At 56.8% G+C, this 26267-nt stretch carries 24 protein-coding genes and 1 pseudogene; 5 read left to right on the forward strand and 20 right to left on the reverse strand.

Annotated elements, in window-relative coordinates:
• Positions 1–543: 543 nt before the first annotated feature.
• The 15 genes from V7730_RS16850 to capB all read right to left on the reverse strand — a co-directional run bounded on the left by V7730_RS16850 (position 544) and on the right by capB (position 17283).
• Positions 544–1518, reverse strand: coding sequence for a CobW family GTP-binding protein (locus V7730_RS16850; protein ID WP_335748757.1), 975 nt, complete (start codon positions 1516–1518; stop codon positions 544–546).
• Entirely contained in the window at positions 1515–1817 is a 303-nt protein-coding gene (locus tag V7730_RS16855) for a hypothetical protein (RefSeq protein WP_335748758.1), read from the reverse strand. The genes V7730_RS16850 and V7730_RS16855 overlap by 4 nt, the downstream gene beginning before the upstream one ends.
• 58 nt (positions 1818–1875) lie before the next feature.
• Positions 1876–2778, reverse strand: a complete 903-nt coding sequence (locus tag V7730_RS16860) for a polysaccharide deacetylase family protein (protein WP_335748759.1) — start codon at positions 2776–2778, stop codon at positions 1876–1878.
• Between the two features lie 44 nt (positions 2779–2822).
• Positions 2823–4175: an amidase gene (locus V7730_RS16865; protein ID WP_335748760.1), complete on the reverse strand. Its 1353-nt coding sequence runs from the start codon at positions 4173–4175 to the stop codon at positions 2823–2825.
• Between the two features lie 14 nt (positions 4176–4189).
• Positions 4190–5305 (reverse strand): ABC transporter ATP-binding protein, encoded by a 1116-nt coding sequence (locus V7730_RS16870; protein ID WP_335748761.1) that lies wholly within the window; start codon positions 5303–5305, stop codon positions 4190–4192.
• Between the two features lie 61 nt (positions 5306–5366).
• Positions 5367–6590: an ABC transporter substrate-binding protein gene (locus V7730_RS16875; RefSeq protein WP_335748762.1), complete on the reverse strand. Its 1224-nt coding sequence runs from the start codon at positions 6588–6590 to the stop codon at positions 5367–5369.
• Positions 6591–6657: 67 nt separating this feature from the next.
• Positions 6658–7413, reverse strand: coding sequence for an SDR family NAD(P)-dependent oxidoreductase (locus tag V7730_RS16880; protein ID WP_335748763.1), 756 nt, complete (start codon positions 7411–7413; stop codon positions 6658–6660).
• Positions 7410–8126 carry an SDR family NAD(P)-dependent oxidoreductase gene (locus V7730_RS16885; RefSeq protein WP_335748764.1) on the reverse strand — a complete coding sequence of 239 codons (717 nt, stop codon included), beginning with the start codon at positions 8124–8126 and terminating at the stop codon, positions 7410–7412. The genes V7730_RS16880 and V7730_RS16885 overlap by 4 nt, the downstream gene beginning before the upstream one ends.
• Positions 8123–8974: an ABC transporter permease gene (locus tag V7730_RS16890; RefSeq protein WP_335748765.1), complete on the reverse strand. Its 852-nt coding sequence runs from the start codon at positions 8972–8974 to the stop codon at positions 8123–8125. The genes V7730_RS16885 and V7730_RS16890 overlap by 4 nt, the downstream gene beginning before the upstream one ends.
• A gap of 3 nt (positions 8975–8977) precedes the next feature.
• On the reverse strand, positions 8978–9844 hold the full coding sequence (locus V7730_RS16895; protein WP_335748766.1) for an ABC transporter permease: 867 nt from the start codon (positions 9842–9844) through the stop codon (positions 8978–8980).
• Positions 9841–10923 (reverse strand): ABC transporter ATP-binding protein, encoded by a 1083-nt coding sequence (locus V7730_RS16900; RefSeq protein WP_335748767.1) that lies wholly within the window; start codon positions 10921–10923, stop codon positions 9841–9843. Before V7730_RS16900 ends, V7730_RS16895 begins: the two co-directional genes overlap by 4 nt.
• A gap of 233 nt (positions 10924–11156) precedes the next feature.
• Positions 11157–12155, reverse strand: a complete 999-nt coding sequence (locus V7730_RS16905; protein WP_335748768.1) for a GntR family transcriptional regulator — start codon at positions 12153–12155, stop codon at positions 11157–11159.
• Positions 12152–13387, reverse strand: a complete 1236-nt coding sequence (locus V7730_RS16910) for an ABC transporter substrate-binding protein (protein ID WP_335748769.1) — start codon at positions 13385–13387, stop codon at positions 12152–12154. The genes V7730_RS16905 and V7730_RS16910 overlap by 4 nt, the downstream gene beginning before the upstream one ends.
• A 46-nt stretch (positions 13388–13433) precedes the next feature.
• Positions 13434–15512 carry a caprolactamase subunit alpha gene (capA, locus tag V7730_RS16915; RefSeq protein ID WP_335748770.1) on the reverse strand — a complete coding sequence of 693 codons (2079 nt, stop codon included), beginning with the start codon at positions 15510–15512 and terminating at the stop codon, positions 13434–13436.
• Between the two features lie 22 nt (positions 15513–15534).
• Entirely contained in the window at positions 15535–17283 is a 1749-nt protein-coding gene (gene capB, locus V7730_RS16920; protein ID WP_335748771.1) for a caprolactamase subunit beta, read from the reverse strand.
• 150 nt (positions 17284–17433) lie between these two features.
• Here capB and V7730_RS16925 point away from each other — a divergent pair, with 150 nt between their 5' ends.
• Complete coding sequence (locus V7730_RS16925; RefSeq protein WP_335748772.1) at positions 17434–18378, forward strand: helix-turn-helix domain-containing protein; 945 nt, start codon at positions 17434–17436, stop codon at positions 18376–18378.
• A 31-nt stretch (positions 18379–18409) separates the two neighbouring features.
• Here the strand turns inward: V7730_RS16925 and V7730_RS16930 are convergent, their stop codons facing one another.
• The 5 genes from V7730_RS16930 to V7730_RS16950 are packed head-to-tail and all read right to left on the reverse strand — an operon-like array spanning position 18410 to position 22675.
• Positions 18410–19381 (reverse strand): biotin-dependent carboxyltransferase family protein, encoded by a 972-nt coding sequence (locus tag V7730_RS16930; protein WP_335748773.1) that lies wholly within the window; start codon positions 19379–19381, stop codon positions 18410–18412.
• Positions 19371–20246 (reverse strand): 5-oxoprolinase subunit B family protein, encoded by an 876-nt coding sequence (locus V7730_RS16935; RefSeq protein ID WP_335748774.1) that lies wholly within the window; start codon positions 20244–20246, stop codon positions 19371–19373. The genes V7730_RS16930 and V7730_RS16935 overlap by 11 nt, the downstream gene beginning before the upstream one ends.
• Positions 20243–21631 (reverse strand): acetyl-CoA carboxylase biotin carboxylase subunit, encoded by a 1389-nt coding sequence (locus V7730_RS16940; RefSeq protein ID WP_335748775.1) that lies wholly within the window; start codon positions 21629–21631, stop codon positions 20243–20245. The genes V7730_RS16935 and V7730_RS16940 overlap by 4 nt, the downstream gene beginning before the upstream one ends.
• A gap of 3 nt (positions 21632–21634) precedes the next feature.
• Complete coding sequence (locus V7730_RS16945) at positions 21635–21871, reverse strand: acetyl-CoA carboxylase (protein WP_335748776.1); 237 nt, start codon at positions 21869–21871, stop codon at positions 21635–21637.
• A gap of 21 nt (positions 21872–21892) precedes the next feature.
• The gene (locus V7730_RS16950) at positions 21893–22675 is read right to left on the reverse strand and encodes a 5-oxoprolinase subunit PxpA (protein WP_335748777.1); all 783 of its coding nucleotides are present in this window, start codon (positions 22673–22675) and stop codon (positions 21893–21895) included.
• Positions 22676–22807: 132 nt separating this feature from the next.
• Here V7730_RS16950 and V7730_RS16955 point away from each other — a divergent pair, with 132 nt between their 5' ends.
• The 4 genes and pseudogenes from V7730_RS16955 (at position 22808) to V7730_RS16970 (ending at position 26256) form a co-directional block, all read left to right on the forward strand.
• Complete coding sequence (locus V7730_RS16955) at positions 22808–23710, forward strand: LysR substrate-binding domain-containing protein (RefSeq protein WP_335748778.1); 903 nt, start codon at positions 22808–22810, stop codon at positions 23708–23710.
• A 108-nt stretch (positions 23711–23818) separates the two neighbouring features.
• Complete coding sequence (locus V7730_RS16960; protein WP_335748779.1) at positions 23819–24733, forward strand: AEC family transporter; 915 nt, start codon at positions 23819–23821, stop codon at positions 24731–24733.
• Between the two features lie 433 nt (positions 24734–25166).
• A pseudogene (locus V7730_RS16965) lies at positions 25167–25504 on the forward strand (transposase); the annotation flags it as partial.
• Positions 25505–25767: 263 nt separating this feature from the next.
• Positions 25768–26256 (forward strand): transposase, encoded by a 489-nt coding sequence (locus tag V7730_RS16970; RefSeq protein WP_335748780.1) that lies wholly within the window; start codon positions 25768–25770, stop codon positions 26254–26256.
• Positions 26257–26267: the final 11 nt, after the last annotated feature.

Below are 26267 nucleotides of genomic sequence, written 5' to 3' on the forward strand. Positions count from 1 at the left end.
AGATGCATCTTAGCCAAGCCGCAAAACTGTCCTAAAAAGCAGGACCACTTCAGATCCACCAAGACCAACCCCGCGATTTCCCGCTTGAGCGCTTCTCCGACGCCAAGCAACGATACGCGTCACTCAAACGGCGCGCCTGTGGCGTCCGAGAAACCTACACCAAACCGGACATCCAGCCACTCCTTACGATGTGACCCGTCGAACTGATCATCGCGTATTGTACATCATTTCTGGGGCCAGGTGACTGCAAAGCAGGACAAAAGGAGCCTCAATGCTGGAGCTATCCGTAGAAATTTTTGGCTATATGCTAAATTTCAGGATTAGCCTTCTATACCCAATAACCTAATAAAGAGGTATTCCATGTGTTGTAAGAACGGTACGGCATCATCTACCGTCATGGTTGATAACGATCGTGTCCAGCTTTGCAGAAAACCTGATGCCGCGGTACATTTAGAACGAATTTAAGCCGTCAAAGCCAGTCTGCAAGAACAAAAAATGGTTAGGAATAACCAATAATCCGTCTCACAAATCCGGCGCATCACACTAAGATGCAAAAAAATCGAGTGAACGCCCAAGGTCATCGCCGATATACCCGCGACCGATAAATATCATTTTATTCTGGTTAATCGCCGCTTCCTGCGGAAGCAGCTCTGGTGGCTGTACAGATTTACGGACTGCTTGAATGAGGATTGGGCCTGCCGGTGTCCTGAAGACACCTTTTACACGCACCAGGTCGGCACCCCGCGCATAGAGTAGCGCAGAGAGCCAGACCGAGAATGTCGCCCAGTCCACATCGTCGCCAATATCGATTTTGGTTGGAACGACTGGTTCATTGCCCGAAATTACGGGCAAATCAAACGGCAATGCAGCGGAGAAGTCTTGCAAAGGAACAAATTGGCCTTTTGTCGCCGCCATGATCTGTGCTGCGGGATTAAGGGTCTGTGCGGTGGCCGCGACACGCCCGAGGATGTTGACTGGCACGGCGTCGGCTTTGGTCACGATGATACGATCCGCCGCTTCGATCTGGGCGCGCCCCAAATATTCTGTGCGCAGCTGATCCGAAGCATTTAACGCATCGACAAGCACAATTATCTCGGTCACCCGAATGTGGTGAACGAGTACCCCGTCTTGACGAATGGCGTCGAGAATAGAGGCAGGATCAGCCAGACCACTTGTCTCGAGAATGATCTGCCCTTGCGTGCGCTCCTCTGCACGTTGGCTTGTGCGGGCGTCGCAAAGTCTGCGCAGCACTTCAACAAGATCGGCCTTGCCCGTACAGCATGCACACCCTCCCGCCAGCATCGTCATCCCCGACGCCTGCGCTGACAACAGCGTGTCATCGACTGGCGTCTCTGCGGCCTCGTTTACGATGATGTGGGCCTTGCCAAACACCCCTTCAAACAACTGATGGCGCAGCCATGTCGTCTTGCCAGAACCCAGATACCCCCCGATGATGGTAAGGCGCAGTCGGGTATCCTCGGCCACAGGCGGCGTGGCCTTTACGCGGCCATCACTCATGAAGACGTGCCTGATCCGGTAAACCGTGGATCAAGCGGATCGAGCGGCTGTCCCAACTGTTGCGCGGCTTCTTCCCAGACGGTCTCCAAATCAGGCAACAGCGTTGTGCGCCCCGTGAAGGACGCCAAGGCAAATCCAGGTCCATGCCCGGGCGTGCGCGCCGAAAACCCGTACCCGCGCAGGATCTTGTTGAGAACCTCTACGCGCCTTAGTTGCAGGCGCAATCTGTCCCCCGACGTCGTGGCACCCGCATCGGTCCAGTGACCGGGCCGTGTGGGAAATCCGCAAGCATTGCACATAAGTGGACCTCACTAATTAATGGGGAGGGCAACAGACCAGCCTGCTGCCCTCGCCGGATCAGATAACTTCGGGGCGCGCGTCGCCCGCAAACGGGAACCGCTTGCGGAAGTCATCCGCGATTTTGTTGAAATCGACCCATTCCACACCCGAATGTGTGTTGATGTAGTCAATCAACCGCTCCAGCATCAGCAGCACCTGAGGGCGGCCCGCAACATCAGGGTGAATGGTGATCGGGAACACACCATATTCCATCTCACGGTAGACCCAGTCGAACTGGTCTTTCCACAGCTGCTCTATGTCGCGCGGGCTCACAAAACCATGGCTGTTGGGTGCGTTCTTGATGAACATCATCGGTGGCAGATCATCTACATACCAGTTTGCCCCAATATCAACGAGGTCGATCTCTTTACCATGCTTGAGCGGGTGCATCCATTCACCGGCCGTCTTGGAATAGTCGATCACATTCCACTCATCACCGACCCGCGCGTAAAACGGCTGAAAGTCACGGTAACTCTGGCTGTGATCATACGAAAACCCGTATTTGCCCAGCAGGGCCGCCGTCACATTCGACATCTCCCACCAGGGCGCCACGTAACCTTTCGGCGCATCGCCAGTCAGACCTTTGATCAGCTCGATGGATTTGACCAATACATCCTCTTCCTGCGAAGGCGTCATGGCGACAGGGTTTTCATGCAGATAGCCATGCGCGCCAATCTCGTGGCCCGCCTCGACGATCATGTCCATCTCTTTTGGGAATGTCTCCAGCGAGTGACCGGGAATGAAGAAAGACGTCCGCATTTCGTATTTCTTGAACAAACGCAGCAGGCGCGGCACCCCCACTTCTGTCGCGAAAATGCCCCGCTGGATATCATTGGGGGAATCGCCGCCGCCATAAGAGCCAATCTGCCCCGCAACGGAATCAATATCGGTGCCGAAGGCACAATAGATTTTCTTGGTCATGTTTCAGTCTCCATGTTTATCGTGATTTTATTTTCGGGGCGGCGTTAGCCGCGGATGATCTCCTCGCAGCCCAGTGCTGCCGCCAGCAGTGCCCTGTCCTGACCCGATGGCGCCGACATCAAAAACCCCGTCGGCATCCTGTCCGCATCCGTGCCGTTGGGAATGGACACGCCACACCAGTCCAAAAAATTGCCCAGCGATGTATTGCGCAGGGTCAAGCCGTTGTGCCGGAAGAAAGCATCCTCATCCGCTTCCAGCGGTGCGATCTCCATCGCGGTCGTGGCCGTTGTCGGGCACAGCACAATGGCATTGCCGATTTTTTCTGCCGTTGCGGCCATCAGACGCACGCGCGCCTGCTGCAACACCAGAACGTCCAACGCGCTCATGCTGTCTCCCACAAGGATACGGCGCACAACGCGCGAGTCCATACGCACCACATCAGGGCCATAGATGCGATCTTTGTGGTTCACCAACGCTTCTGCTCCCGCAAGAAATCCGTGGATTTCTGTCAGATCCATGATCTCCTGCAGTTCCGGCAGCTTCAAAGGCTGCACCCGCGCCCCCGCCGCCTCAATCCGCGCAACCGTGGCCTCAAAATTGGCCGCAACTGCAGGCGAAAGAGTATCAAAAAACACATGATCGGGAATAACAAAAGTCAGCGATCCATAATCCGCAGGCTGAGCCTCGGAAGTCTCCAAACCGCGCAACACGGCGTCAAACAGGGCACAATCCGCCACCGTATTTGCAAGCGGCCCGATCGTATCAAGCGATTGGGACAAAGGATAAACCCCCTCGACTGGATACCGCCCCCAAGACGTCTTGTAGCCGACAACCCCATTGAAAGAGGCGGGAATACGCACCGACCCGCCCGTGTCGGAGCCCATCGACAACGGCACGATCCCCGCCGAGACGACGACACCGCAAGAGGAAGAAGATCCGCCTGGGCTGCGCTGCTGGCCTTCGGGGGAGTGCACGTTGCGCGGTGTGCCATAGTGCGGGTTCAGACCAATACCGGAATAGGCAAATTCTGTCATATTCACAGTGCCGGTGGTGGTCATCCCTGCCCTGCGTGCAATCGCCACTACGGAGGCATCCTGCATTGCCGGCGCATCTGACTGCGTCACGACCGCACCAGCCGTTGTTACCCGCCCTTTGAGGTCAAACAGGTCTTTCCATGCGACAGGAACACCGTCCAGCGCACTCGCCGGATTGCCCGCCTGCAGACGAAGCCGTGACGCCGCCGCCTCGGTCATGGCGCGCGCGCGCGTTTGCTCGATGTAGATTGCACTGTCGCCGTGCGCCGCAATGCGGTCGTACACCTCTTCAGCGAGCGCTACCGGATCAAGCCGCCCTGTGCGCAGACCATCAGCCAATTCTACTGCTGTTGCATGTGTCATGCGCCCCCCCCCCCTCAGCCGTCGATCACTGTGGCGCTGCCGGATTTCCACGCAACGAACGCACTGCCACCAGCCTTCAGGCGGTCGCGGAATTTGTCGACATGCCCCTCAACCTTGATCGTCTTGTCGTCTTTGAGCCTGACGACCATGTGCATAATGTGGCCCACAATTTGTAGCGTCTCGATCGTGCAGGGAATAGCATTCGCTCCAAACTCTGCCTGCATCTGCCGCTCGGATACGTCTGCCGGCACCAGATCAACAGCTTCGGCAGGCAAAACAATACTCATATTGCGGTCTTTATGGGCGTCAATTCCCGCGAGATTGGCACCAGCCAACCGGCCAAAAGCAGTATCAAGAGTGACAATACCGTCCTGACCCTCCCTCACCGTGCCCGGCAGGATTGTGTTGGACCCGATAAACCGCGCAACAAAGAGGCTACTCGGGCGGGTATAAAGTTCGCGCGGCGGGCTGATCTGCTCCACCCTGCCCGCGTTCATCACAACAATCCTGTCCGACAGCGCCAGCGCCTCGGATTGAGCGTGGGTCACAAAAACAAAGGTAATCCCCAGATCACGCTGCAACAATTTCAATTCGTTCTGGATGCTTTTGCGCAGGTTCGCATCGAGTGCGCCCAGCGGCTCATCAAGCAGCAAAATATCAGGCTCCACCACCAGTGACCGCGCCAGTGCGATACGCTGGCGCTGACCACCCGACAAGCGCGACGTCGCCATCTCGGCAATATCGCCCAATCCCAGCTTTTCGAGAATCTCGTCAACCTTGCGGTCCGCCTGCGCCCGCGGCATCTTTTTAACCTCAAGGCCAAACCGCACGTTCTGGCGCACATTCATATGCGGGAACAACGCGTAGTTCTGGAAGATCATCGATGTCGGCCGCTTTTCGGGGAGCTGGTCGTTCACGCGTTTGCCACGGATCATCAGATCGCCGGAAGTAACTGTCTCGAACCCCGATATCATCCGCAATGTCGTGGACTTTCCACAGCCAGAGGGTCCCAGAAAGGCAATGAATTCTCCTTTAACGACATCGATATTGAAATCAATGACCGCAGGTGTCCCGTTGTCATAAGTTTTGTAGACATTGGAGAGCTGTAGATCGTAGGCCAAGAGGGACACGTCCTTTTCAAAAGGGGATCAGGAAGAGTCCAGCCGTATAAGCGGCTGAACCAGTTGGTGTTTATGCAGACAGGAATTCATCCCACTTGCGGATCAGCAGGTCATACTCGTCCGGCCACTGGTGCCAATACGCGACGTTCGCCGCGCGCTCATCCAGCGAGCCACCATCGCGCAAATCGCCCTCTTTGATGCCGCGATCTGTCTCGCCAACCCACGGTTTGCCTTCATACCAGAAGCCATATTTATCGGCATCCATGACGTTTTTGATGTTCGTCGTAGGCGAATAGTAGCCCTGCTCGGACACCGCGATAGCGGGGGGACCGGACAGCCAATAATCGGCGTAGGCCGCAACCGCTTCGAGGTTCGGCGATGTTTTGAGCGGAGAAACCCCGATTGACCAGCCGCGATATCCACTGTCCATCGTCGCGTAGGAACACTCGACGCCCTGCGCCTTGACGGCCATAATCGCAGGTTGCCATGCATCAGCAATGACCATCTCACCAGAGGCCAGAAGGTTTACCAATTCGCCAAAGTCACCCCAAAGGGCACGGAACTGACCCTCTTTCTTCTTGGCGATCAGGAATTTGGCCGCTTCTTCGATCGCTTCGGCGTCGGGATTGCCGGGGTTCGAGACTTCAAGCAGACCCAATTCGTTCATCGCCATGACAGCTTGGCCAAATGCAATCAGCGGGTCAACGTTGAGACCTGTCTTGCCTCTGAATTTCGGATCAAACAGCGAAGACCATTTTGCGGCTTCTTCGGCTTCGACCAGATCAGGGCGATACCCGATAGCGTCATAGTTATAAACCGTAGGCACCATGTTCAGGCGGGTCTGGCTCTCGTCTTCCCAGATTTGCCCGACGATTTGGCGGTTCAGGTCCCAGCGGTCAGAGGGCGTCGTGAACGTCTCGCGGATACCGGCCCAATTGGTCAGGCTGGCTGCATCAACAGGTGCAAGTTTGTCCGTCGCAACCATCGCAGCCAGACGCTCCGCAATGATCTCCCAGCAGTCATAGGCATCGGAGCCGGACAGTATTTCGGTCTGGGTATTGGGGAAAATATCCGCTTTGCCGTTCACCGATCCTACGCCGGATTGCTCTTTGAACTCGTTCAAGATGCGTTCCTGAACAGTCACCGAAAGGCCGACTGTGCGCAGTTCCTGATTGCCCAGATTGGCGGCAAACGCTTGCTGGGCTCCCAGAAACGGCATCCCGCCTGCGGCCAGTGCGGCACTTCCGGCGGTCGTCTTTAGAAAGTTTCGTCTTGAGAAATTTGAGTGTGTCATCTGTCTTCTCCTTGTTGAGGTCGTTTTACCTTGGTTTATTCGGGAGGTTGGCTCCCCCCTTATGTGTTCAGTAGCGCCCGACCAAAAGCCCACCGTCCACGGCAATCACTTGACCCGTCAGATACCGCGCCGCATCGGAGGCCAGAAAGGCCACGACATCGGCGACATCATCGGGTTGTCCAATCCGGCCCAGCGGGACAATCTCGCCCACTGATTTGGCCCCCTCAGGTCCGAGGGAATGTTCTTCGGACAACAGTTGCGCCGTCCGGATATAGCCCGGTGCGACGCCATTCACGCGCACACCGCTTCGCCCCAGCTCAACCGCAAGACCGCGCACCAGACCGACCACACCGGCCTTGGCCGCAGAGTAGTGCACATGCTCGTCCCAGCCATAGGCCACGCCCATAATCGAAGACAAACACACGATAGATCCGGTGCCGCGTGATTTCATGCCCGCTGCAGCCGGCCGGATCACGCGCAACATCCCCTTGAGATCAATGTCAAACGTGTGGTCCCATTTTTCGTCCGTCAGCTGCTCCAGCGGGACGCGGAGCGCGATGCCCGCATTTGCAACGATTGTGTGGATACCGCCAAAACGCGTCTCGATGTCCTTGACCACTGCATTGGCGCGTTGCGTGTCACGCACATCGAAGTGCTGGAATTCAGCAGCACCGCCAGCCTTGCGAATTTCCTGCACAACGGCCCGGCCTTCATCCTCAAGGACATCTGTGACGATGACCATATCGCCGCGCGCGGCCAAAGCTTTGGCACAGGCCCGCCCGATGCCAATACTGGCGCCCGTGATCAGTGCAACAGGGGTCATAACATCACATCTCCTGAATTCGGGCACAATGTCTGGCCCACGTAAATCCGCGCGGCATCCGAGCACAGGAAAGCCACCGTTTCGGCCACATCCTGCGGCTCTCCAAAGTGGCCCAGCGGCAGCTCGGACGCCTTGGCGGCGCGCCACTCTTCCGATAGGGTATGCACCAGCGGCGTATTGATTGGGCCGGGTGCCACTGCGTTGATCCGCACACCAGTGGACGATACCTCCCGCGCAAGCGCTTTTGTCATTCCGATAATGCCGGCCTTCGCAGCCGAATAATGCACCAGTTCAACCCCGCCAATCTGGCCCAGTTGAGAGGCCATATTGACCACGCATCCCGCCCCCGCTGCGATCATATGTGGCAGCACCGCGCGGGTGCAAAGGAATGTGCCACGCAGATGCACCGCAATCATCCTGTCAAAATCAGCAGTCGCAAGGTCGGTAAATTTCGCCTGATGCACATGGCCTGCATTATTGACCAGATGCGTCGGCGCACCGTATTTGGCAGTACAAGCTGCTACCATACGGGCGACATCGGCCTCGTCCGACACATCGCCCTGAACCGCCAAACCACCGATCTTTTGCGCGGCAGCAATCGCACTGCCTTCGTCAAAATCATTAACGACCACATTATAGCCAAGGTCCGCCAGCTTTTGTGCAACGGCCAGCCCGATTCCAGATCCCGCACCTGTGACAATGACTGAGTTCATGAGATATCTTCCTGCATCGCCATCTTTTTGGCGCGCCGCACACTCAGCCCCATCAAAATGCCATAGACAGCCAAGAGAGCAAAAGAAAACAAGGTAGTCATCACCCCGAAGGCAAAGATGTTCGGATGAATTTCGACCGAGAACGTCCCATAAATCGCCAAGGGCAATGTCTGGTCCCGGCCCGACGCGAACAACGTGCGCGGGAACTCGTCAAAGCTGAGCGTGAACGCAAATAGCATGGCCGACAATACCCCCGGAAAGATCAGCGGAAAGGTCACCTTGCGGAAGGTCCGGATGGGCGACACGCCAAGCGACCATGACGCCTCCTCCACCGAAGCATCAAAGCGGTTCATGATCGCCAGCATGACCAGAAACGCGAAAGGGAAGGTATAGACCACATGAGTGACAAAGGCGGTGCTCCACCAGGCACGCTCGATGTGAACTACATTATTGGCCAGCAAAGATGTCCCAAGGCCAGTCAGAACACCGGGCACCATCATCCCCAGAACGATAAGATAGAATACCACACCCGCACCGCGAAACCGCCGACGGAAGGCCTGCGCCGCCATCACACCCAGCACCGTCGCCGTAACCATCGTCATGAAGGCCAGGATCAGCGAGCGGATCAGCGCCTCGCCCACTGGTAGCGGTGCAATGCGCGAAGAAGGGGTCAGACCAAAGAGGTGTCTGTACCAGTAAGTGGACCATTCGGTGATCGGAAACTGCGGTCCGCCCTCGGGACCCTGCTGGAACGAAATTATACCCAGCACGATGAACGGCCCGTATAAAAACAGGATGAACAGCGCGATATAGACCGCAAGAATTGGCTTGAGAGTTTTAGATTCCATAGCTCACAGCTCCCTTTTCAGGTCAACGATGCGCAAGAAACCGGCGACCACAATACCGAGAAGAACAGTCAGGATCACTCCTACGACCGATGCCATCGCCCATTTGAGCGATCCCACCTGTGTGACAATCACATTGCCCAGCAAATTCACCTTGCGCCCCGACAACGCGCCTGATGTGGCAAATTCGCCCAAAACCATCACGCTTACAAAAATCGCACCTACTACCACGCCTGGAAGGCTGAGCGGAAGAATAATCTTCCAGAAAATGCGCCCGAAACCTGCGCCGAGATCGCGCGCAGCCTCGATAATGTTGTGGTCGATCCGGCCAAGCATAAAGGCGATGGGGCCTACCATGAACACAACATAAATCTGGGTCATGCCGATCACGACCGACAGTTCCGAGAACAGTAAAACCTCGATTGGACTGTCGATTAGGCCCACCTTTTGCAGGATAATGTTTATTGCCCCCTCCTTGCCCAGCATTGGACGCCACGCAAGCACCCTTATCAAAAACGAGGTCCAAAAGGGGATCACGCAAAGGACCAAAAGCACGGTAGAGAGGGTTTTGCTTTTGACAAGCAGACCCACAAAAAGGGCAGCAGGATAGCCAATCACAAAAGTCAGGGTCAGGACAATCAGCCAAAGCCGGATCGTCGTCCACAGAGCCCCGACATAAGCCTCCGAAGCAAAGAAATTGCGCCAGCTGTCCAGTGTTAGAGTCGAGTTGATCGCAAATGTAGTTTGGGTCCAGAAGGACACGTAAACGATCATCATAATCGGCGCGACTAGAAACAGGATCATCCAGAACACACCCGGGGCGAGCAACCGGAAAGTGGCTGTCTTTTGTTTGGTGGCAGTTTGCGCGCTCATGCTGTGGCTCCTTTACCGAATACGATTGCCTGCGCCGGATCCCACGACAAGACATATTCCCCGCCGACATCCAGATCGCGCGGCTCGCCAAAGCTGAGGTGATGATCAACCTCGACCGTCTTGCGGTCGGCTGTCTCGAACAGGAAGATAATCGAAGAACCCAGATATTCGCTTGCCAGAAAACGGGCCGTCAAAGCAGGCCCGGGCAATGCCGCGCCCTTGTCAAAAATCTGCGTGCGATCATAGCGGATTGCATAGACATCGCGCGGATTGTGTCGGGCCACAGGGGCGGCGGTAGTCCCGAAGGGGCCCGCAAACATGCCGTCCGACAGCGTCCCGTCGAACATATTGAACCGGTTGAGAAACAACGCAACATCCGAGCTGGCGGGCGTATCATAGATCTGGTCTGGCGTGCCCGTCTGGATGATCTTGCCCGCATCCAGAACCGCAACAATATCCCCCATCGCGAGCGCCTCTGTCTCACTGCCCGTCACATGCAGGAACGTAACACCCAGCCGCTCGCGGATAGCGCGCAACTCTGTCTGCATCCGTTCGCGCAGGTTTGCATCCAACGCGCCAAGCGGCTCGTCCAGCAGCACCAGCGACGGCTGCATCACCAACGTGCGCGCCAGTGCCACTCGCTGCTTCTGCCCGCCCGAAACCTGCTCGGGAGAGCGGTCTTCGAGGCCCGCCAGACCGACCATTTCAATCGCCTCCGCGGTGCGTCTCGTAATCTCTGCCTCCGCAACGCTTACCGCGCCGTTGCGCAGACCAAATGCCACATTCTCGAAAACCGTCAGGTGCGGAAACAACGCGAAGTTCTGAAAGACGAACCCGATACCACGCTCGTGCGCGGGCAAATCCGTAATGTCGCGCCCCTGAAACCAGACCCGCCCCGCATCAGGCTTTTCGAAGCCGCAAATGATACGCAACAGGCATGTCTTCCCCGAACCCGAAGGCCCCAAAAGCGAGACATAGCCGCTCTGCTCGACTGCAAAATCGATGTTTTCGAGTGCAGTGATCTCCCCGTAGCGGCGGGTAATCCCTTCAAGTCTGAAACTGGCGTCACGGTGCGTCATTCGATCCTCACAGGGCAAAAACAAACCATCAAACGATGGGTACATCAGGCGCGGAGATTTCTTCCACAGCCCCGAATTAAAATGTATGACGTATCCAATAACTAATTGAGATTTATATCAAGAGCCATCTTTCAAACGATAAGAGGGTTTTTATCACCTAAGTGGGAGTAAATCAAATCTTTTACAGCGTTTTTGATGTTATAAAAATGAATATCGAGTACTAAGTTCATTATTTAGACTTTCACAAGATAGCGTGGAATCGACTCACTCTCGGGGATCAATGCCACGATCTTGAGACGCGCCAGACTTTTGAATGACAAGATGCGCAAGTGCTCCTTGAGATACTCTGTTGCGGCATCGACCTGGCGTAATCCGATCAAGTCGAAAAGGGTGCGGTACTGGTCAAGTGCGACCACATCCACGGGCAAACCAAGATCAATCAGAGCCTTGTCCATCGAAGACAAAAGCAGGCGATTGTTGGCAATGATTTCAACCAGAGCACCGTTGGGCGCACGTCCTAAACAGTGGCGCATCAAGGCACCTTCCAGTTCTGCCGCATCCCGCGCATCGCCACGGTCGATCCGCGCACGGATGGTGGCGATCTGGACCGGATCGATATAATCCGTCGCGAGCCTGAGCGCCGCAGGCTCCATTATACTACGCAGCTCGAATTTCTCCCTAAGGGTGCGCGCGGTCAAGGGACCAGCCAGCCAGTGCGATGTAGCTCCTTTGCGCAATAGCCCCCGCTCGTTCAGACGGCTGAGCACATCGCGCGCCACTGTGCGACTGACCCCGAGATATTCCGCAAGCTCTGTCTCGATGACCCTGAACTCACCAAAAATCTGGCACGCGGCCACCTCCGCCTCAACCTCATCATAGACCCTGATCCACGTCCCGCGGATCGCCAATGCCGCACGCGACGCCTCCGGAATGTCGAAATCATATTCATCCAGTGACTTCCGAACCGGTTGGGACGTAGCCCCTTCTGCCCCGACAAGATACCCGCGCCCGCGGAACCGGTGGATCAGTCCCTCGGCGTTCAACATCCTCAGTGAGGCTTGCACAGGCGCACGGCTGGTCTGCATGAGTTTTGCAATTGGCCCCTCGATCAGGACCAATCCGGCAGGCAGCCGCCCCGAGGTGATATTGTGCCGCAAGACACGGCTGATCGTCTCATACAAAGGCTCCTGTCCCTGACCTGCAGGTGTTCGAGGCATAATTATTTGAGTCATGGTGTCGCTGTACCCAAGGAGGCGATGAACCGCTTCCAGGCACGGGCTGCATAATTATACTCGTCCATAACCGTGTTCCACATAGCAATCCGGCTTACCCGCTCGCGGTAGGCACCTCCGGGGCGACGCTGCCCCTTGCGCACAACAATCCTCCCATCAGGCCCTTTCAGATCACAGCGGGCGATGTCGCCATCGTACCAGTATCCCCACTCCTCAGCGCTGAGGTATGCGCGCACCCCTTCAGGATTGGTCATATAATGACCCTGTCGCGCCATCACGGCGCCGGGCGGACCGGTCAACCACCAGTTCAGATACTCGTATCCCATGTCCAGCTTTGCCCCGGTCAGATGTCGGGCAAGCGATGCGCCCCCGTGCCATGCGCGGTATCCTTCACGCGGGAAACTCTCACAAAATATCCCCGACATTGTACCGAGGTTGCCATAGGACGGCGTCCACATGCTTTGCACAGAAACACGGTCATCACGCACAAGTGCCTCCGCCTGATCCGGCGATACCCAGCTGCCCACGAAGAAGCCCTGTTGCCGGAGTGTTTCCAGAAGGCCCATCAGACTGTCAATTTCATCCACCGTCATATTGCCGATGTCCTCAAACGTCAGATCACCGTTAGCTTCTGCGGCAAGGGCTACATCGAAGATCCCGATTGCCGGTTCATCCACAAGAGCGATCCGCCCCCGCGCGCGCCGGTCAAGCAGCCATGCCCAGCTGGACCCCTCAGGCCCCTCCTCCCCAAAAAGGCGTCGGTCATATCCAAAGCTGTCCACGTTATGCGCGGTCGGCAGCATGCTGATCTGGGGCATCGGCTGTTGGCCCAGCGTACCGTCGGGCTGGACATACAATTTGCGCACTGGCGCATCGCCGTGACCCTGCCATGTGTATTTGCTGATCCCGCCCGACTTGGCCAGACTCCCGATGTTATCCCACTGCTTGATCCGCTCGGTTTCGATCGGCTGCAATGCGCCCCAGTACCAGACAATGTCCAGATTGTGGAAACACTGCTCGTAGATATCATAGTTCAGCGGGTCCATCGCAGCACGGTGCTGGCACGTCAGAAAGTCCAAGTTCTCAAACTCTACATTAAACCCCAGATCGTCAATCGCCAGCAGCCTGACCTCCTCCAGCAGGGTCACATCGGTGCCGCGCACGCGCAGAGTGCGGCGCGTGACGCGGGGCGGCGAGGCAAGTTTCGGCTCGGTGCGTACTTCTTCAGGCATGGGGTGCTTCTCCCTTTAACAAGCCCGCCCGGGCCTGCCGCCGACCCTAAGCCTGTGGCGTGAGGACGTAAACGCCGCTTTCATGCAGTGCTGCGTTCCAGCCCGGCTCGATCACGATTGTTGTCGTCACTTCCTCGATAACCGCTGGTCCGCTCAAATGATCCCCCGCCCCCAACGCGCTTCCTGTGTAGACAGGCGTGGACTTGGCGGTCCCCTCAAGCGAGAACACCATATCGCGGTATCCTTGCAGCGCGGTTTCAGCCCCTTTCCCGGCGACAATCTTCTGGCGTCGAGGTTTGTCCAGATGGCCGATAATCGTACTTTCCACATTCACCACTTCGACCGGGCTTTGAGGCTCATCATAGGTATAAAGCTCCTTGTGGCGTGTGTGGAATGCTTGCGCGATCGCACCAAGCCCCAGCTTTTCAATGTCGAACGTGTCAATTTCAACGGTACATTCGTGGACCTGCCCGACATAGCGCATATCGAGGCTGCGGCTGATGGAAATCTCGTCGCTGGCAAAGCCGTTTCCCTCCAGATCAACCGCACCGCGCGCCTCGAGACCGCTGAACAGTTTGTTCAGGTGCGCACTGGCAACCGCATCGTCAAGGCGCAGCGGTGCAGGCGCCATGTAGTTGTATTTCACATCGGACAGGATCTGGCCATAGGCACACAGGCCCGACGCCAACTTTGATACCAGAACCTTCTGAATACCCATTTCCCGCGCAAGCGCTGTCACATGCGCGCCTGTCGCCCCGCCTGCCCCCATCAGCACGAAATCACGCGGGTCATAGCCGCGCTCGACCGACACTCGCCTGATCGCGTTGACCATGTTGTTGTTGACAATGGTGAACATGCCGTAAGCCGCTTTTTCAAGGCTGAGACCCAGCGGCTCTGCCAGATGGGTCCGGATCGCCGTGCGGGATTTTTCCACGTCCAGCGGCAAACGCCCGCCCACCAGACCGGTGCTGTTCAAATAGCCCAGCGTCAGGTTGGCATCCGTAGTCGTCGGACGCGCCCCCCCCTGACTGTAACATGCAGGCCCCGGATCAGCGCCCGCCGATTGCGGCCCCATTTGCATCAGGCCCATACTGTCGATCCAGCCAACAGATCCGCCCCCTGCCCCCAGCGTCTCGACCTGTATCATCGGAATCCCAATCCGGTAGCGCAGAAAGTCGATGTCCTTGTTCACATTGGCCTTGCCGTCTCGGGTCAGCGTGATGTCGAAGGACGTCCCCCCCATATCGCAGGTGATGATATTGCGGTCGCCCCAGGGTGCGGCCACATCCAGTGCCGCCTGAGGCGCCGATGCAGGCCCTGAGTTAATAGCATAAACCGATTGGTCCGTGACCACACGCCCCAGTGCAAGCCCGCCATTCGACTGAAAATAACGTACAGGATTTTTGGATCCCAGATCTTTGAAATAGCCATCGATCGCCTCGACGTAGCGTTGCAGGATCGGGGCCAGATAGGCGTTTACAACCGCGGTCGAGGTGCGGGTATATTCGCGCACCTGCGGATAAAGCTGGGCACCGACCGTCAGGCGCGCGTCCGGCATCATCTCGCGCACGATTTCGGCCGCGCGGTTCTCGTGATCCGGATGCAGCACCGACCAAACAAAGGAAATGGCGACAGACTTCACTCCCTCAGCGAGGAAATAGGTGCAAGCCGCCCTCACGTCTTCCTCGTTCATCGGCGTATAGACAGAGCCGTTGGAGATGACACGTTCGGTGACGCCGCGGCGCAAATGACGCGGCACCAGCATGGTGGCGGGCGGGTAATCGGGATCATAGCGGTGGCCGTCTTCCTTGTGACCCAGTCGGATCTCGATGGAATCCTCGTGGCCCTTCGTACAAATAAGCCCCGTCTTTGCACCGGTATGGGTGATCAGGGCGTTCAGCCCGACCGTGGTGCCATTGATGCACAGATCCGCGTTTGATACGATCTCGCGCGCCGAGATGCCCGTTTGCTCGGTGATCAACGCCAGACCGTCACGGATCGCCTGTGTCGGGTCATCGGGCGTCGAGAGGACCTTGAATAGCTGAATTTCCCCGTCCCGCTTTGCCAGTACAAAATCGGTAAACGTGCCGCCCGCGTCGATGCCCAGTCTATAGTCGGTTTTCATCATTTTTCCTTTTCAGCATCAATCAGGAGGCGCGCAATGCGTCTGTTGCAGCGGTATCCACACGCAGGCTTTGCCGGTCAGCGATGACCACACCGTAGTCCAGCCTCGCGCCCTCCAGCGACACCAGACCGTTGCGCACATCCTCCACCACACTGTCCACTTCTCGCTCGAACGGATTACCAAAGCCGCCGCCGCCGGGGTTCTTGTTGGCGGCGCGCTCGCCGGGATTGATGATCTCAATCACATTGTCGGTGATAATTTCCGTGCCCCCGTTGCGCGTCAACTCAAGGCGTCCGACCTTCTTTTCCACCATGGCGGATTTGGCACCGCCCGCCCCCATGGCTGGAATCCGGCGGCCTTCCCCGAAGGTGATCAACGTCATGGGCGCGTCCAGCGGCTCCACTTCCCAACAGGTCCCAGACCCGCCGCGGAAGCGTCCTGCGCCGCCCGAATCCTCCATCAAAGAATATTGGTGGATGATGATCGGATAGCTGTGCTCGAGCATTTCGATGTCGCCCGAGGTAAGCGCCCCGAAACAGCATTGCGGACCGCAGGCATGCCAGCCGTCCTGACTGTTTGTGGCCCCCGCGCCCGAAATGATTGAGGCCAGCACCATGGTGACATATTCCTCGTCGTGCCGCTTGTCCCAGCCCGCGATATTGCACCCGTTGGCATGCCCCCAGCTGGCCGAAACTTTTGCCGGCGCTGCCTGCTCAAACGCGAGACGCACCGCATCGGTCAGCGTCTCCATCGGGGTGGTAGTGCAATTCATATGCGGCGCCGGCGATTTCGCGTTACACAACGTCCCCTTGGGCCCCATATCCACTGTTACACTGCGGTAAAGCCCCTCGTTGTAGGGCGGCGGCAACTGCGCAAACATCATCAGGCCAAGATAGACGCCGGAATAGGAATTGCCTTCGTAGGAGTTGATGAAATAGGGGATCTGAGGGGGACTTTCGATCTCGATGTGGACGGTTTCACCCTTGATCGTGACATGGGCGGTGATGTCGAAATCCCCAAACCCGTGGCCCGCATCCTCCAGCACCGCCGTGCCGGAGTACCGCCCGTCAGGCACTTGCGCGATCAGCCCCTTCATATGGGCATTGGCCATCGACAACAGTTCTTCGATACAGTTCTGGACCGTCTCCTTGCCATATTTGTCGAGCAATCCTGTAAGTGCGCGCGCGCCAACCTGACAGGCACCGATGAGGGCGTTAAAATCCCCTTCCTGATCGCGCCGCGCGCGCATGTTGGTCAGCAGCATATTCAGAATATCGTGGCGCGGCACCCATTTGTCCCAGATTTTGATCGGCGGAATGCGCAACCCTTCGGCATAGATCTCCTTGGCATCCGGATTGTATCCCGCTGGCACAGGCCCGCCGATATCGGTAAGATGCCCCTTGCACACGGTCCAGAACAGCAGCTCTCCCTCATAGAAAACAGGGTAATACATGCAGGTATCAATGATGTGGCTTCCGGCGTAATCCGGATCATTGTGCAAAAACAGATCACCCTCGTTGATCTCGCCCTCGAAAAAACCCGCAACCGCCTTCATTGCCGGAATGAGCGAGCCGAGGTGAATAGGAATATCCTGACCCTGAAGCACCATTTCGGGCGTGTGGTTGAACAATGCGGTCGAATAATCATGCGCGAGGTTGAAAACAGAAGACCGCGCCGTTTTTTCCAGCGTCAGCGTCATCTCCCGCTGGGTCGTCTCGAGCACACCGCGCACGACGGACAGGGTAATCGGATCGACAGTCGAGACGGACATAGCATACCTCCATTGCTTTTGATCAATGTTTGCGCATGCGCGTGCGCCCGTCTTGTCGCACAGTGCAGGATCATTTGACGCAGGGTGCACAGAGGTCTTAGACTTCTCCGGATACGGGGGCACCCGAAACGTCAAACGAGGGGCACATATATGACGGAGCTTTCGACGGCAGGTTTCAGAGGTGCCGAGCGTTCTGCCGAGTGGAGCAGGATCATCGCTAAGACCTACTTTCCTCTCCAGCTTGATTTCAAGGATCCGGAACGCTTCACGGGACGGCTTAGCCACCGGACATTTGGCAATGTGGCCCTGTCGCGGCTCACATCTGACCCAGCAAGTTACAAGCGCAAGGCCAGCCATATCAGCGAGGGTCTCGAAGAAGATTATCTGGTCACGATCCCGCGCTGCACTGCCGTCGAGTTCCGGCAACTGGGCCGCGACGTGCGCTGCGCACCCGGCGGCTTCATCATCCAGCGCGGAGACGAGCCCTACCGATTTCGGTATGAGCAGACCAATGATCTGATCGTGCTCAAACTGTCGAAGAAGGAACTGGTCACGCGGGTGTCAGACCCAGACGGCCTGTGCGCGCGGGTGTTCGATGCCACGACAGGCACACAGCAGGTGTTTGCGGCGATGGTTAATATGGCGCAAAACAGTGATGCGGGTCTGGACGCACCGGCCCAGAGGTTGCTGGGGAGCCAGCTACTCGCCTTTTTGGCCTTGGCCATAAACAATGAAAAACACGATACCTCAGAGGCAATCAGCACTGTGCGCGCCGCTCATCTGGCGCGCATAGACCAGTTTATCCGCAAAAATATCAAAGTGGCGGACCTATCTCCAGAGCGGATCGCGGCATCCTGTGGCATCTCGAAACGTTATTTGCACGATCTCTTCCGGTCCGTCGATAAATCTGTTGCACAGCAGGTGCGAGATTACCGGCTTGCCCAGGCGCAAATCGATCTGCGGACCCGCTCCAGCGAAAGTCTTGCCACCGTGGCCTACAGATACAGCTTTGCAGATCAGGCACAGTTTTCGCGGCTTTTCCGAGAAAAATTCGGGGTGACACCTTCAGCCTACAGGGCCGGTGCCCGCGCCTGAGGCGGGCGACCGGTGGGTCGTAGTCGGCAGCTCACCCCAGATGGGCGCGCACAGAGCCAAGCATTTTCTTGCGCGCCGCGCGTGCTTCGGCGGCCTGTGCCATATCCACCTTGCGAAATTTCACGGGGGTATGCGGCTGCAACTGTCCGATCAGATCCATATCGGCGGAAATGATCGCACCCAGCGTAAAGTAGCCGCCGCCCGACACCGCATCACGGTGCAGCACAATCGGCTCAAGCCCGCCCGGCACCTGAATGGATCCATAGGAATAACACCCATCCACAATATTTGAGGGATCGGCACCGGCGCCAAAGGGTTGTTCGCGGTCCACAAACTCCAGCGGCTTGCCACCTTTGAAACGGTAGCCCATCCGGTCCGCCTCAAGTGCCACGGCCCAGTTATCGGCGAAAAATCCGTCCTGTGCCTTTGGCGTCAAACGGTGCCAGTAGAGCCCTGGCAAAACCCGCAATTCCGCAGGATTTGCAGGCATCCGGCGCAGGTTCGCCGGCACGCTCATTCCGGCCTCGACCATCTCTGCGTCGCCTAGCGGAATGACATCTCCCGCCTGAATGTTGCGTCCCTCGATACCGCCCAGCGCACCAATCGGGTAGGTGGAGCGGCTACCGAGCGCTGGCGGCGTATCTATGCCGCCGCTGATCGCGATATAGGCGCGTGCATCTGCCTTGAGAAAGTCGAAACTCAGTGTCTGGCCTGCTTTGACCACAAACGAAGTCCAGCCTTCCCGTGGGTTTCCGTCGACCTTAGCAGGCAGATCGGCACCCGTAATGGCGACCAGACTGTCGCGCTCGAACTCGATCACAGGCCCCATAAAGACTACCTCGAGACCGGCAGCCCCTTCGGGATTGCCCACCAGCATATTGGCGACGCGCAGCGCAAAACGGTCCATCGCCCCGCCAATAGGAATGCCCAGATGGAAATAGCCGGGACGGCCCAGATCCTGAATGGAAGTCGACAGGCCGGGTTGCATGATTTTAAGCGACATTGAGGGCCTCCATCAGTTTGGCATTGGTGCCGGACATATCTGCATTGAACGCATCAAGATCAAAATCGACCTCCGCTATGCGCGGCGTGTAGGTATCAGCCGCCACTTCAGCCAAAATCCGATCATATTCGGCACGGTCGATCGGTTTCCATTTCACAATGTCACCCGGCTTGAAAAACACCATAAAGTTCTTGAGGTAGCTTTGCTTTTGCTCGGGATCAAAGATCGGCATCGGCGTGATGCCAAACATCTGGTAGCCCCCTGCACCACGCACCGAATACACGCAGGAAAAACATCCGCCATAGCCAACCGTCTGTTTGGGGGTGTCGGTGCGCGGGCGCAGATATTTAGGTACCTGCAACTGCTTTCCGCGCTCTACCAGCTGGTAGAGAAACGGCAGGCCCGCAACAAACCCCACCATCGACACGAACCAAGGCTGGGAATGATGCGCCTCTATAAAACCCTCGGCGCTGTCAAAGCCATTGATCCGTGCAGCATAATCCAGATCCGAGCCCGAGGGGTCCTGATGGCGCTCGCGAAATCGCATCAGCGTCTCGTGGGTCCAGGGATCTTGATAGTAGACCGGTATCTCAATGATCCGTGTTTTGAGCCGCTTTTCGGCATCCTCGGCCTTATGCTCCAATTCCTTGACTTTTTTCATCATCTGGTCGGGCGCGATGATATCAGGGTCAAAGCGGACCTGAAACGAGGCGTTGGCAGGACAGATTTCCGTCACACCCTTTATCTTCGCATCGCGAACCGCATTGCTCATCGAGAGGGATTTGAAAAACGCATCCAGCGACATCTCGTCATCCATCTCCACATAGATATGCTCGTCGCCGCCATGGCTGTAGCGTGTTTTCATGATGTGCCTCCTGTGATTTCGGGAGTGGGTTTCAGATTGCCCGAAGCCAGCCAAGGCTCCAGCCATTGTGTGTGAAAGTCATCGCTGCGCACGCTGGCATCCTGCGCCAGCGCCAGATGCAGCGGTTTGGTCGTCTTGACCCCCTCGATCTCCAACCCCTTCAGTGCTGTGAACAGCCGATCAATCGCGGCCTGCCGGTCGCGGCCATGCACGATCAGCTTGCCCAGAAGGGAATCGTAAAAGGGCGGTATCTGGTATCCCTCATAAAGAAAGTGGTCAAAGCGGATGCCCTCCCCTTCGGGAACACGCAATCCAGTAATCTGGCCAGGACACGGCATAAATTGCAAAAACGGGTCCTCGGCGTTCAGACGCACTTCGATGGCGTGACCGCTGCGTATGATGTCCGATTGCCGCTGGCGCAGCTTGCCTCCGCCCGCCACATGGATCATCTCCTGAACCAGATCTGTTCCGGTCAACATTTCCGTCACCGGATGCTCGACCTGAATACGGGTGTTCATCTCGATGAAATAGAAATCCGCTGTGACGCTGTCATACAGATACTCAAGCGTGCCCGCGCCGACATAGTTCACCGCTTTTGCAAGGGCGACAGCAGTATCGCACAGATGTGCGCGTGTCGACTCGTCCAGACACTCGGCACCAGCCTCCTCCCAGACTTTCTGGCGTCGCCGCTGTAAGGAGCACTCCCGCTCGAAGTAATGGACCGCATTCGTGCCATCGCCCATGATCTGCACTTCGATGTGACGCGGTGACTGGATCGCGCGCTCCAGATATAGCCCGCCATCGCCAAAGGATGCCTTGGCCTCGGCCTGCGCCTGCGGGGCCATTTTGCGCAACTCCGCTTCTGTATCGGCAATCCGGATACCTTTACCGCCGCCACCGGCAGCCGCTTTGATCATCACAGGATAGCCAATTTTCGCAGCAACATCTACCGCGTCATCTATAGTCTCAACACGACCCTTAGAGCCCGGGACAACAGGCACGCCAGCTGCCTGTGCTGCCTGCCGCGCAGAAACCTTGTCGCCCATTGCGTCAATCGTATCTGCCGAGGGTCCGACAAATATGATGCCCGCCGCGTCCAGCGCCCGCACAAAACCAGCGTTCTCGGCCAAAAAACCGTACCCGGGATGCACCGCATCCGCATGGGTCGCTTTTGCCGCCGCGACCACCCCCTCGACATTCAGATACGACAGCGCCGCCTGCGCAGGCCCGATGCACACAGCCTCGTCCGCCAGTCGCACCGCCAGCATATCGGCATCAGCCTCGGAATGGGCCTGAATGGTATGGATACCCATCGCCTTCGCGGCGCGGATAATGCGCACCGCAATCTCGCCCCTATTGGCAATGAACAAGCGTTTTATGGCCACGGTTTACGCCTCTATCTCTGCCAGCGGCTGGCCTGCCGTAACAGCGCCGCCACTCTCGACCAGATACTCCGTAAATGTGCCCGCAACTTCGGCTTTCACCTCGATAAACGTCTTCATAACCTCGATGAGGCCGACAGTGTCGCCGACAGCTACCGCATCACCTGCGGCCTTGTAAACCGGCTCCTCGGGGGATGCCTGCGTGTAGAATGTGCCCGGAACGGGGGAAAGAACCTGTACCATATTGGTCTCCTTGTATGAGTGTTAAGCCAGTGTTTTGGCGATGTCCGCCGCTGCCGTAATGCGGATACCGGCATCCTTGAGGCCTGCGTAAATGGCCTGCCCCATCAACAAGGCACCTGGCGTGTCGGAATGAAAACAGATAGATTCGAAAGGGATATCAATCTCGTCACCCTCGACCGTGGTGACCTTGCCGGTTTTGCAGGCTTTCACACATTTGGCAGCGATCTGCGCCGGATCGGGCCTCCCCACATGCCGAGTGAACACGATCGATCCCGAATTGTCATATTCACGGTCCGCATAAAACTCACGGATCACCGGCTGGCCTGCACGTTTCGCCGCCGCATATGTCTTGGAAACACCCATGCAAAACAACAGCGCATCGGGACTTGTCACCTGTAATGTATCCACCAGCATCTGCGACAAATCTTCGTTAGCCGCCGCCTCCATATAAAGGGCGCCATGCAGCTTGACGTGCTGGAGCGGCACACCGTAACGCCGCCCGAATTCCCTGATCGCGCCTATCTGGTAGACGATATCATTGATCAGCTCCGCCGTGTCGGTTTTGATATAGCGCCGACCAAACCCTTGCAGATCGTGATACCCGGGGTGTGCGCCGAGACCAACACCGTGCTCTTGCGCCAGCTTAATCACCCGGTTCATAGAATTCGGATCGCCCGCATGAAAGCCCGCGGCAATATTGGCAGAACTGATAATCTGCATGATCTGTGCGTCGGGCGCATCGCCCAGAACCCACTGACCAAACCCCTCCCCCATGTCGCAATTCAGATCTACTGCTGCTTTCACGCGTCCACTCCCGTGTTGTTGTCAGGCCAGACTGATTACCTCGAAGCAAAATTGATATTTCTTTTTTCCGCTTAAGCATTATCATAAAAACAGATATCTGATCCTCCAGATGGCTTTCAGCTCGGAAATTACATGAACTTCAAGCACTTAAAATACTTCGTGGCGACCGCCGACACAGGTCAGGTCAGCCGCGCGGCCAAATTACTGTCGATTTCGCAATCTTCAGTCACCAGCTCTGTGCGTGAACTTGAGGCACATCTGGGCACCACCTTGTTCGAGCGGCGTGCACAAGGGATGGAGCTGACGAAAGCTGGCCGGGAGTTTTTGCAAGCCGCCCGTGATATTCTGGAAAAGATCGAGGCCGCGCGCCAGATCGACCAAAGCAGCTCGGAGATCAACGGTACACTGACACTCGCAGCCAGCTATACCGTGATTGGCTACTTCCTGCCCTATCATCTGGGCCGCCTCACACAGCTCTATCCCGGCATTGATATTCAAGTAGTAGAGCTTAACCGCCAAAGTATCGAGGAGCAACTATTGCAGGCGCATATTGATATGGCGGTGGCTCTGACCTCGAACATCCAGCGCGACGGGATCGAAACGGTGACACTGCTCAAGTCTCCCAGACGGCTCTGGGTTCCTGCAGGTCACGCGTTCAACACCGGACCCGAGGTGTCGCTGGCACGGATTGCCCAAGAGCCCTACATTATGCTCACCGTAGATGAAGCCGCCCATTCCAGCATGAAATACTGGAACCGGCATAATGCGAGCCCGAACATCAAGTTGCGAACATCTTCGGTGGAGGCCGTCCGCTCGCTTGTGGCCAATGGTCAGGGCATCACGATCCTGTCTGACATGGTGTACCGCCCATGGTCACTGGAAGGGCGCAGAATCGAAATTGTGCAAACGGATGTCGACATACCGACGATGGATGTGGGATTGGCATCAAATAAGACGAAAGTCGCAACCCCCGCGATGAAGGCGGTAAAAACCTATTTTACAAACACTTTCCTGTCCCCCAAGTTACAGTTCTGACCGCTTCTGGAATGCGAGGTCAAAAAATAACCATCAGCAAAATGAGCCCATAACAACCGTGCACCTCAATAACCTTAAAAGCGTAGCGCACAGCAAGAGCCTGTCGCGATGATCGTCGCCTTGGAGCTGATAGCGCCTTTTTTTCTATACATCCTTGCCGGTGTTACAGCACAGCTCTTTTTACGTCACGGCGACGAGCAGCAACGCTGGCTTGATGCTTTTATTTTTTATGTGGCTTTGCCCGCGCTCTTGTTTCAATCGGTGCGTGTCGTCCCACCGAATGACAACAATCTGGTCGGGTTTTTGGCGATCACTACCTCTATAACCGGGGCGATGTTTGTTCTAGGATGGCTCATCGGGCGCAAGAACCGGTCAGGCGATAGCCCGGCTGTTTTCGGTCTTGCCGCCAGCTATTCCAACATCGGTTATATGGGGCCTGCGCTCACTGTCGCAGTGCTTGGGCCAGAGGCGGGCGCGCCGGCCGCCTTTATCTTTTGTGCCGATGTATTGCTGATCTTCACAATCTGGCCCACCATGCTTGGCCACGACAGCCGCGGATTGGGACGCATCATGCAGCCTCTGCGAAAAGTGTTAACGCACCCCTTTATTCTGGCCACACTTGCAGCACTTCTGTTCGCCCAAAGTGGCTTGACCTTACCGGCGTACATAGACAGCCCGCTTACAGGGTTTCAAAATGCAGCAGCTCCCACTGCTCTCTTTTCCCTCGGACTGACCCTCGCACGCAATCGTGGCGGTCGGGTTGAACGCCGCTTGGGCGCGTGCCTGACGGCAAAGCTGGTTGTCCACCCGCTTGCTGTTGCTGCAGCCTTTGTCGTTGTCTCGGGGTTTGACCCCGTTTGGATCGCCACAGCAATCATCATGGGTGCATTACCACCTGCCGCGAACGTATATGTCATGGCACGGGCAGAAGGGATCAGCGTCGCCTTAGCGGCACGCACGGTCCTATACGGAACTGTCTTCTCAGCAGTCACATTACCTTTACTCATATACTTGCTTAGCTGATCTATGGCAAAAACCAAGGCACCAGATCAGGCCGTCATTTTGACGTCACGACGTCCAGATAGAGTTCGCAAACGGGTAGGTGATGCGTTTTAAAAATTGCAAACGGCGCCCTATCCTCCTTGAGGAGCAAGATGGGGAAGACACGGTCAGCAATAGCAATTGGGTTCCACTTGGGGTCATCTAGATTTTTCTGACTGTTTTTGCGAGGGCGACGCAGTTCTTGCGGCCATAATCGCATGCGGGACCGTCAGTTTGACGGTCTCGCCGAACAGTCCTGAGGTAGAAGACAACAGCGTACAGGCCCGAAAAAATATGGTACCTGCACCTCAATTATCGCCCACATCCCTTGGTGCGTTTGATACATAAGTCGGCTTTGTTGCACAAATCGTTTGATGGGATTCATCTCATGAATCCAGCGTGATAGCTGGCTGGCATGAGTATCTGGAAACCGACGATTATGAGACCAAGAACTGGTCAGGTTATAACGACGCCCTGAAGCGGTGCAGTTTAATATTAATCTGGTTCGACGCAGAGATGTCTTGGGAAGCGAAGCCTTCGGGTCAACGTGAGCGCCAGGAGGCCTACAGCGATGTGGGGATCCAAGCCTGTTTAACGTTTAAAGTGCTGTTTGGTTTGCCTTTGCGGCAGACAATTGGTTTCGTAGAAAGCCTTCTGGAACTTGTTGGCTTGGACTGGACGGTGCCAGACTTTAGCACCATGTCTCAACGGCAGAAGACGCTGCCGGTTGCCATCGCTTATCGTGGTTCACGTCGCTGATCTTCAGCACGACGGAATGCGTCCCGCCAGGACGCGCAGCGAGGGTGAGATCGCCCCCATGGCTGCGGCACAGACCGCGCACACCACTTCGATCCACCTGACCCTGAACGCAAACATGCGGCGTCCTCGCGACGACCGCGGAGAGAACCCAAGAGCCCGGCACGCATTATGGACTGTGAAAAGGACCAGCACTTGACGAAGGCGATTAGAGAACCGCGGAAACGACTACCATTGTTGATTTTGCGCGTCGAGACGAGATGACAGACGCGCTGACGGATTTTTTAAGAACAGGAGCCCAGCAATTGATTGCGACAGCAGTCGAGGCAGAGCTTGCCCGTTATCTGGCGCAATTTACCGACTTGCGCACTGAGGCAGGTCACGCAGCTGTGGTCCGCAATGGGCATCATCCGGCTCGACCAGTGCAGACTGGCATTGGCCCCGTGAGCGTGCGCATTCCAAAGGTTCGGTCCAAGTACGGCACACCGGTGACATTCCGGTCTGCTCTGGCGCCGCTCTATGTGCGCAGAACCAAGGCGTTGGAAGCAGCCTTGCCGTGGCTATACCTCAAAGGGATTTCCAGTGGCAAAATGGGCACGGCCCTCAAGGTTCTTCTGGGTCCTGATGCCGCTGGCTTATCAGCAAATACGGTCTCGCGGATTAAGTCTCACCCCACAGGCGCATGCAAAGCCTGCGCCTCCCGGGCTGAAGTGGTCCTGCTTTTCTGGACAGGTTTGCGGCTTAGCTAAGATGCATCTGG

The sequence above is a fragment of the Sulfitobacter sp. genome (genome assembly GCF_036961165.1).
Classification (GTDB): Bacteria; Pseudomonadota; Alphaproteobacteria; order Rhodobacterales; family Rhodobacteraceae; genus Sulfitobacter.

Coding starts and splice junctions, on each gene's coding strand:
- capB (WP_335748771.1), bottom strand. CDS start 17,283: ATGTCCGTCTCGACTGTCGATCCGATTACCCTGTCCGTCGTGCGCGGT.
- V7730_RS16945 (WP_335748776.1), bottom strand. CDS start 21,871: ATGGTACAGGTTCTTTCCCCCGTTCCGGGCACATTCTACACGCAGGCA.
- V7730_RS16885 (WP_335748764.1), bottom strand. CDS start 8,126: ATGAACTCAGTCATTGTCACAGGTGCGGGATCTGGAATCGGGCTGGCC.
- V7730_RS16895 (WP_335748766.1), bottom strand. CDS start 9,844: ATGAGCGCGCAAACTGCCACCAAACAAAAGACAGCCACTTTCCGGTTG.
- V7730_RS16850 (WP_335748757.1), bottom strand. CDS start 1,518: ATGAGTGATGGCCGCGTAAAGGCCACGCCGCCTGTGGCCGAGGATACC.
- V7730_RS16930 (WP_335748773.1), bottom strand. CDS start 19,381: ATGTCGCTTAAAATCATGCAACCCGGCCTGTCGACTTCCATTCAGGAT.
- V7730_RS16910 (WP_335748769.1), bottom strand. CDS start 13,387: ATGCCTGAAGAAGTACGCACCGAGCCGAAACTTGCCTCGCCGCCCCGC.
- V7730_RS16860 (WP_335748759.1), bottom strand. CDS start 2,778: ATGACCAAGAAAATCTATTGTGCCTTCGGCACCGATATTGATTCCGTT.
- V7730_RS16960 (WP_335748779.1), top strand. CDS start 23,819: ATGATCGTCGCCTTGGAGCTGATAGCGCCTTTTTTTCTATACATCCTT.
- V7730_RS16875 (WP_335748762.1), bottom strand. CDS start 6,590: ATGACACACTCAAATTTCTCAAGACGAAACTTTCTAAAGACGACCGCC.
- V7730_RS16855 (WP_335748758.1), bottom strand. CDS start 1,817: ATGTGCAATGCTTGCGGATTTCCCACACGGCCCGGTCACTGGACCGAT.
- V7730_RS16905 (WP_335748768.1), bottom strand. CDS start 12,155: ATGACTCAAATAATTATGCCTCGAACACCTGCAGGTCAGGGACAGGAG.
- V7730_RS16865 (WP_335748760.1), bottom strand. CDS start 4,175: ATGACACATGCAACAGCAGTAGAATTGGCTGATGGTCTGCGCACAGGG.
- capA (WP_335748770.1), bottom strand. CDS start 15,512: ATGAAAACCGACTATAGACTGGGCATCGACGCGGGCGGCACGTTTACC.
- V7730_RS16925 (WP_335748772.1), top strand. CDS start 17,434: ATGACGGAGCTTTCGACGGCAGGTTTCAGAGGTGCCGAGCGTTCTGCC.
- V7730_RS16935 (WP_335748774.1), bottom strand. CDS start 20,246: ATGAAAACACGCTACAGCCATGGCGGCGACGAGCATATCTATGTGGAG.
- V7730_RS16955 (WP_335748778.1), top strand. CDS start 22,808: ATGAACTTCAAGCACTTAAAATACTTCGTGGCGACCGCCGACACAGGT.
- V7730_RS16970 (WP_335748780.1), top strand. CDS start 25,768: ATGACAGACGCGCTGACGGATTTTTTAAGAACAGGAGCCCAGCAATTG.
- V7730_RS16890 (WP_335748765.1), bottom strand. CDS start 8,974: ATGGAATCTAAAACTCTCAAGCCAATTCTTGCGGTCTATATCGCGCTG.
- V7730_RS16900 (WP_335748767.1), bottom strand. CDS start 10,923: ATGACGCACCGTGACGCCAGTTTCAGACTTGAAGGGATTACCCGCCGC.
- V7730_RS16880 (WP_335748763.1), bottom strand. CDS start 7,413: ATGACCCCTGTTGCACTGATCACGGGCGCCAGTATTGGCATCGGGCGG.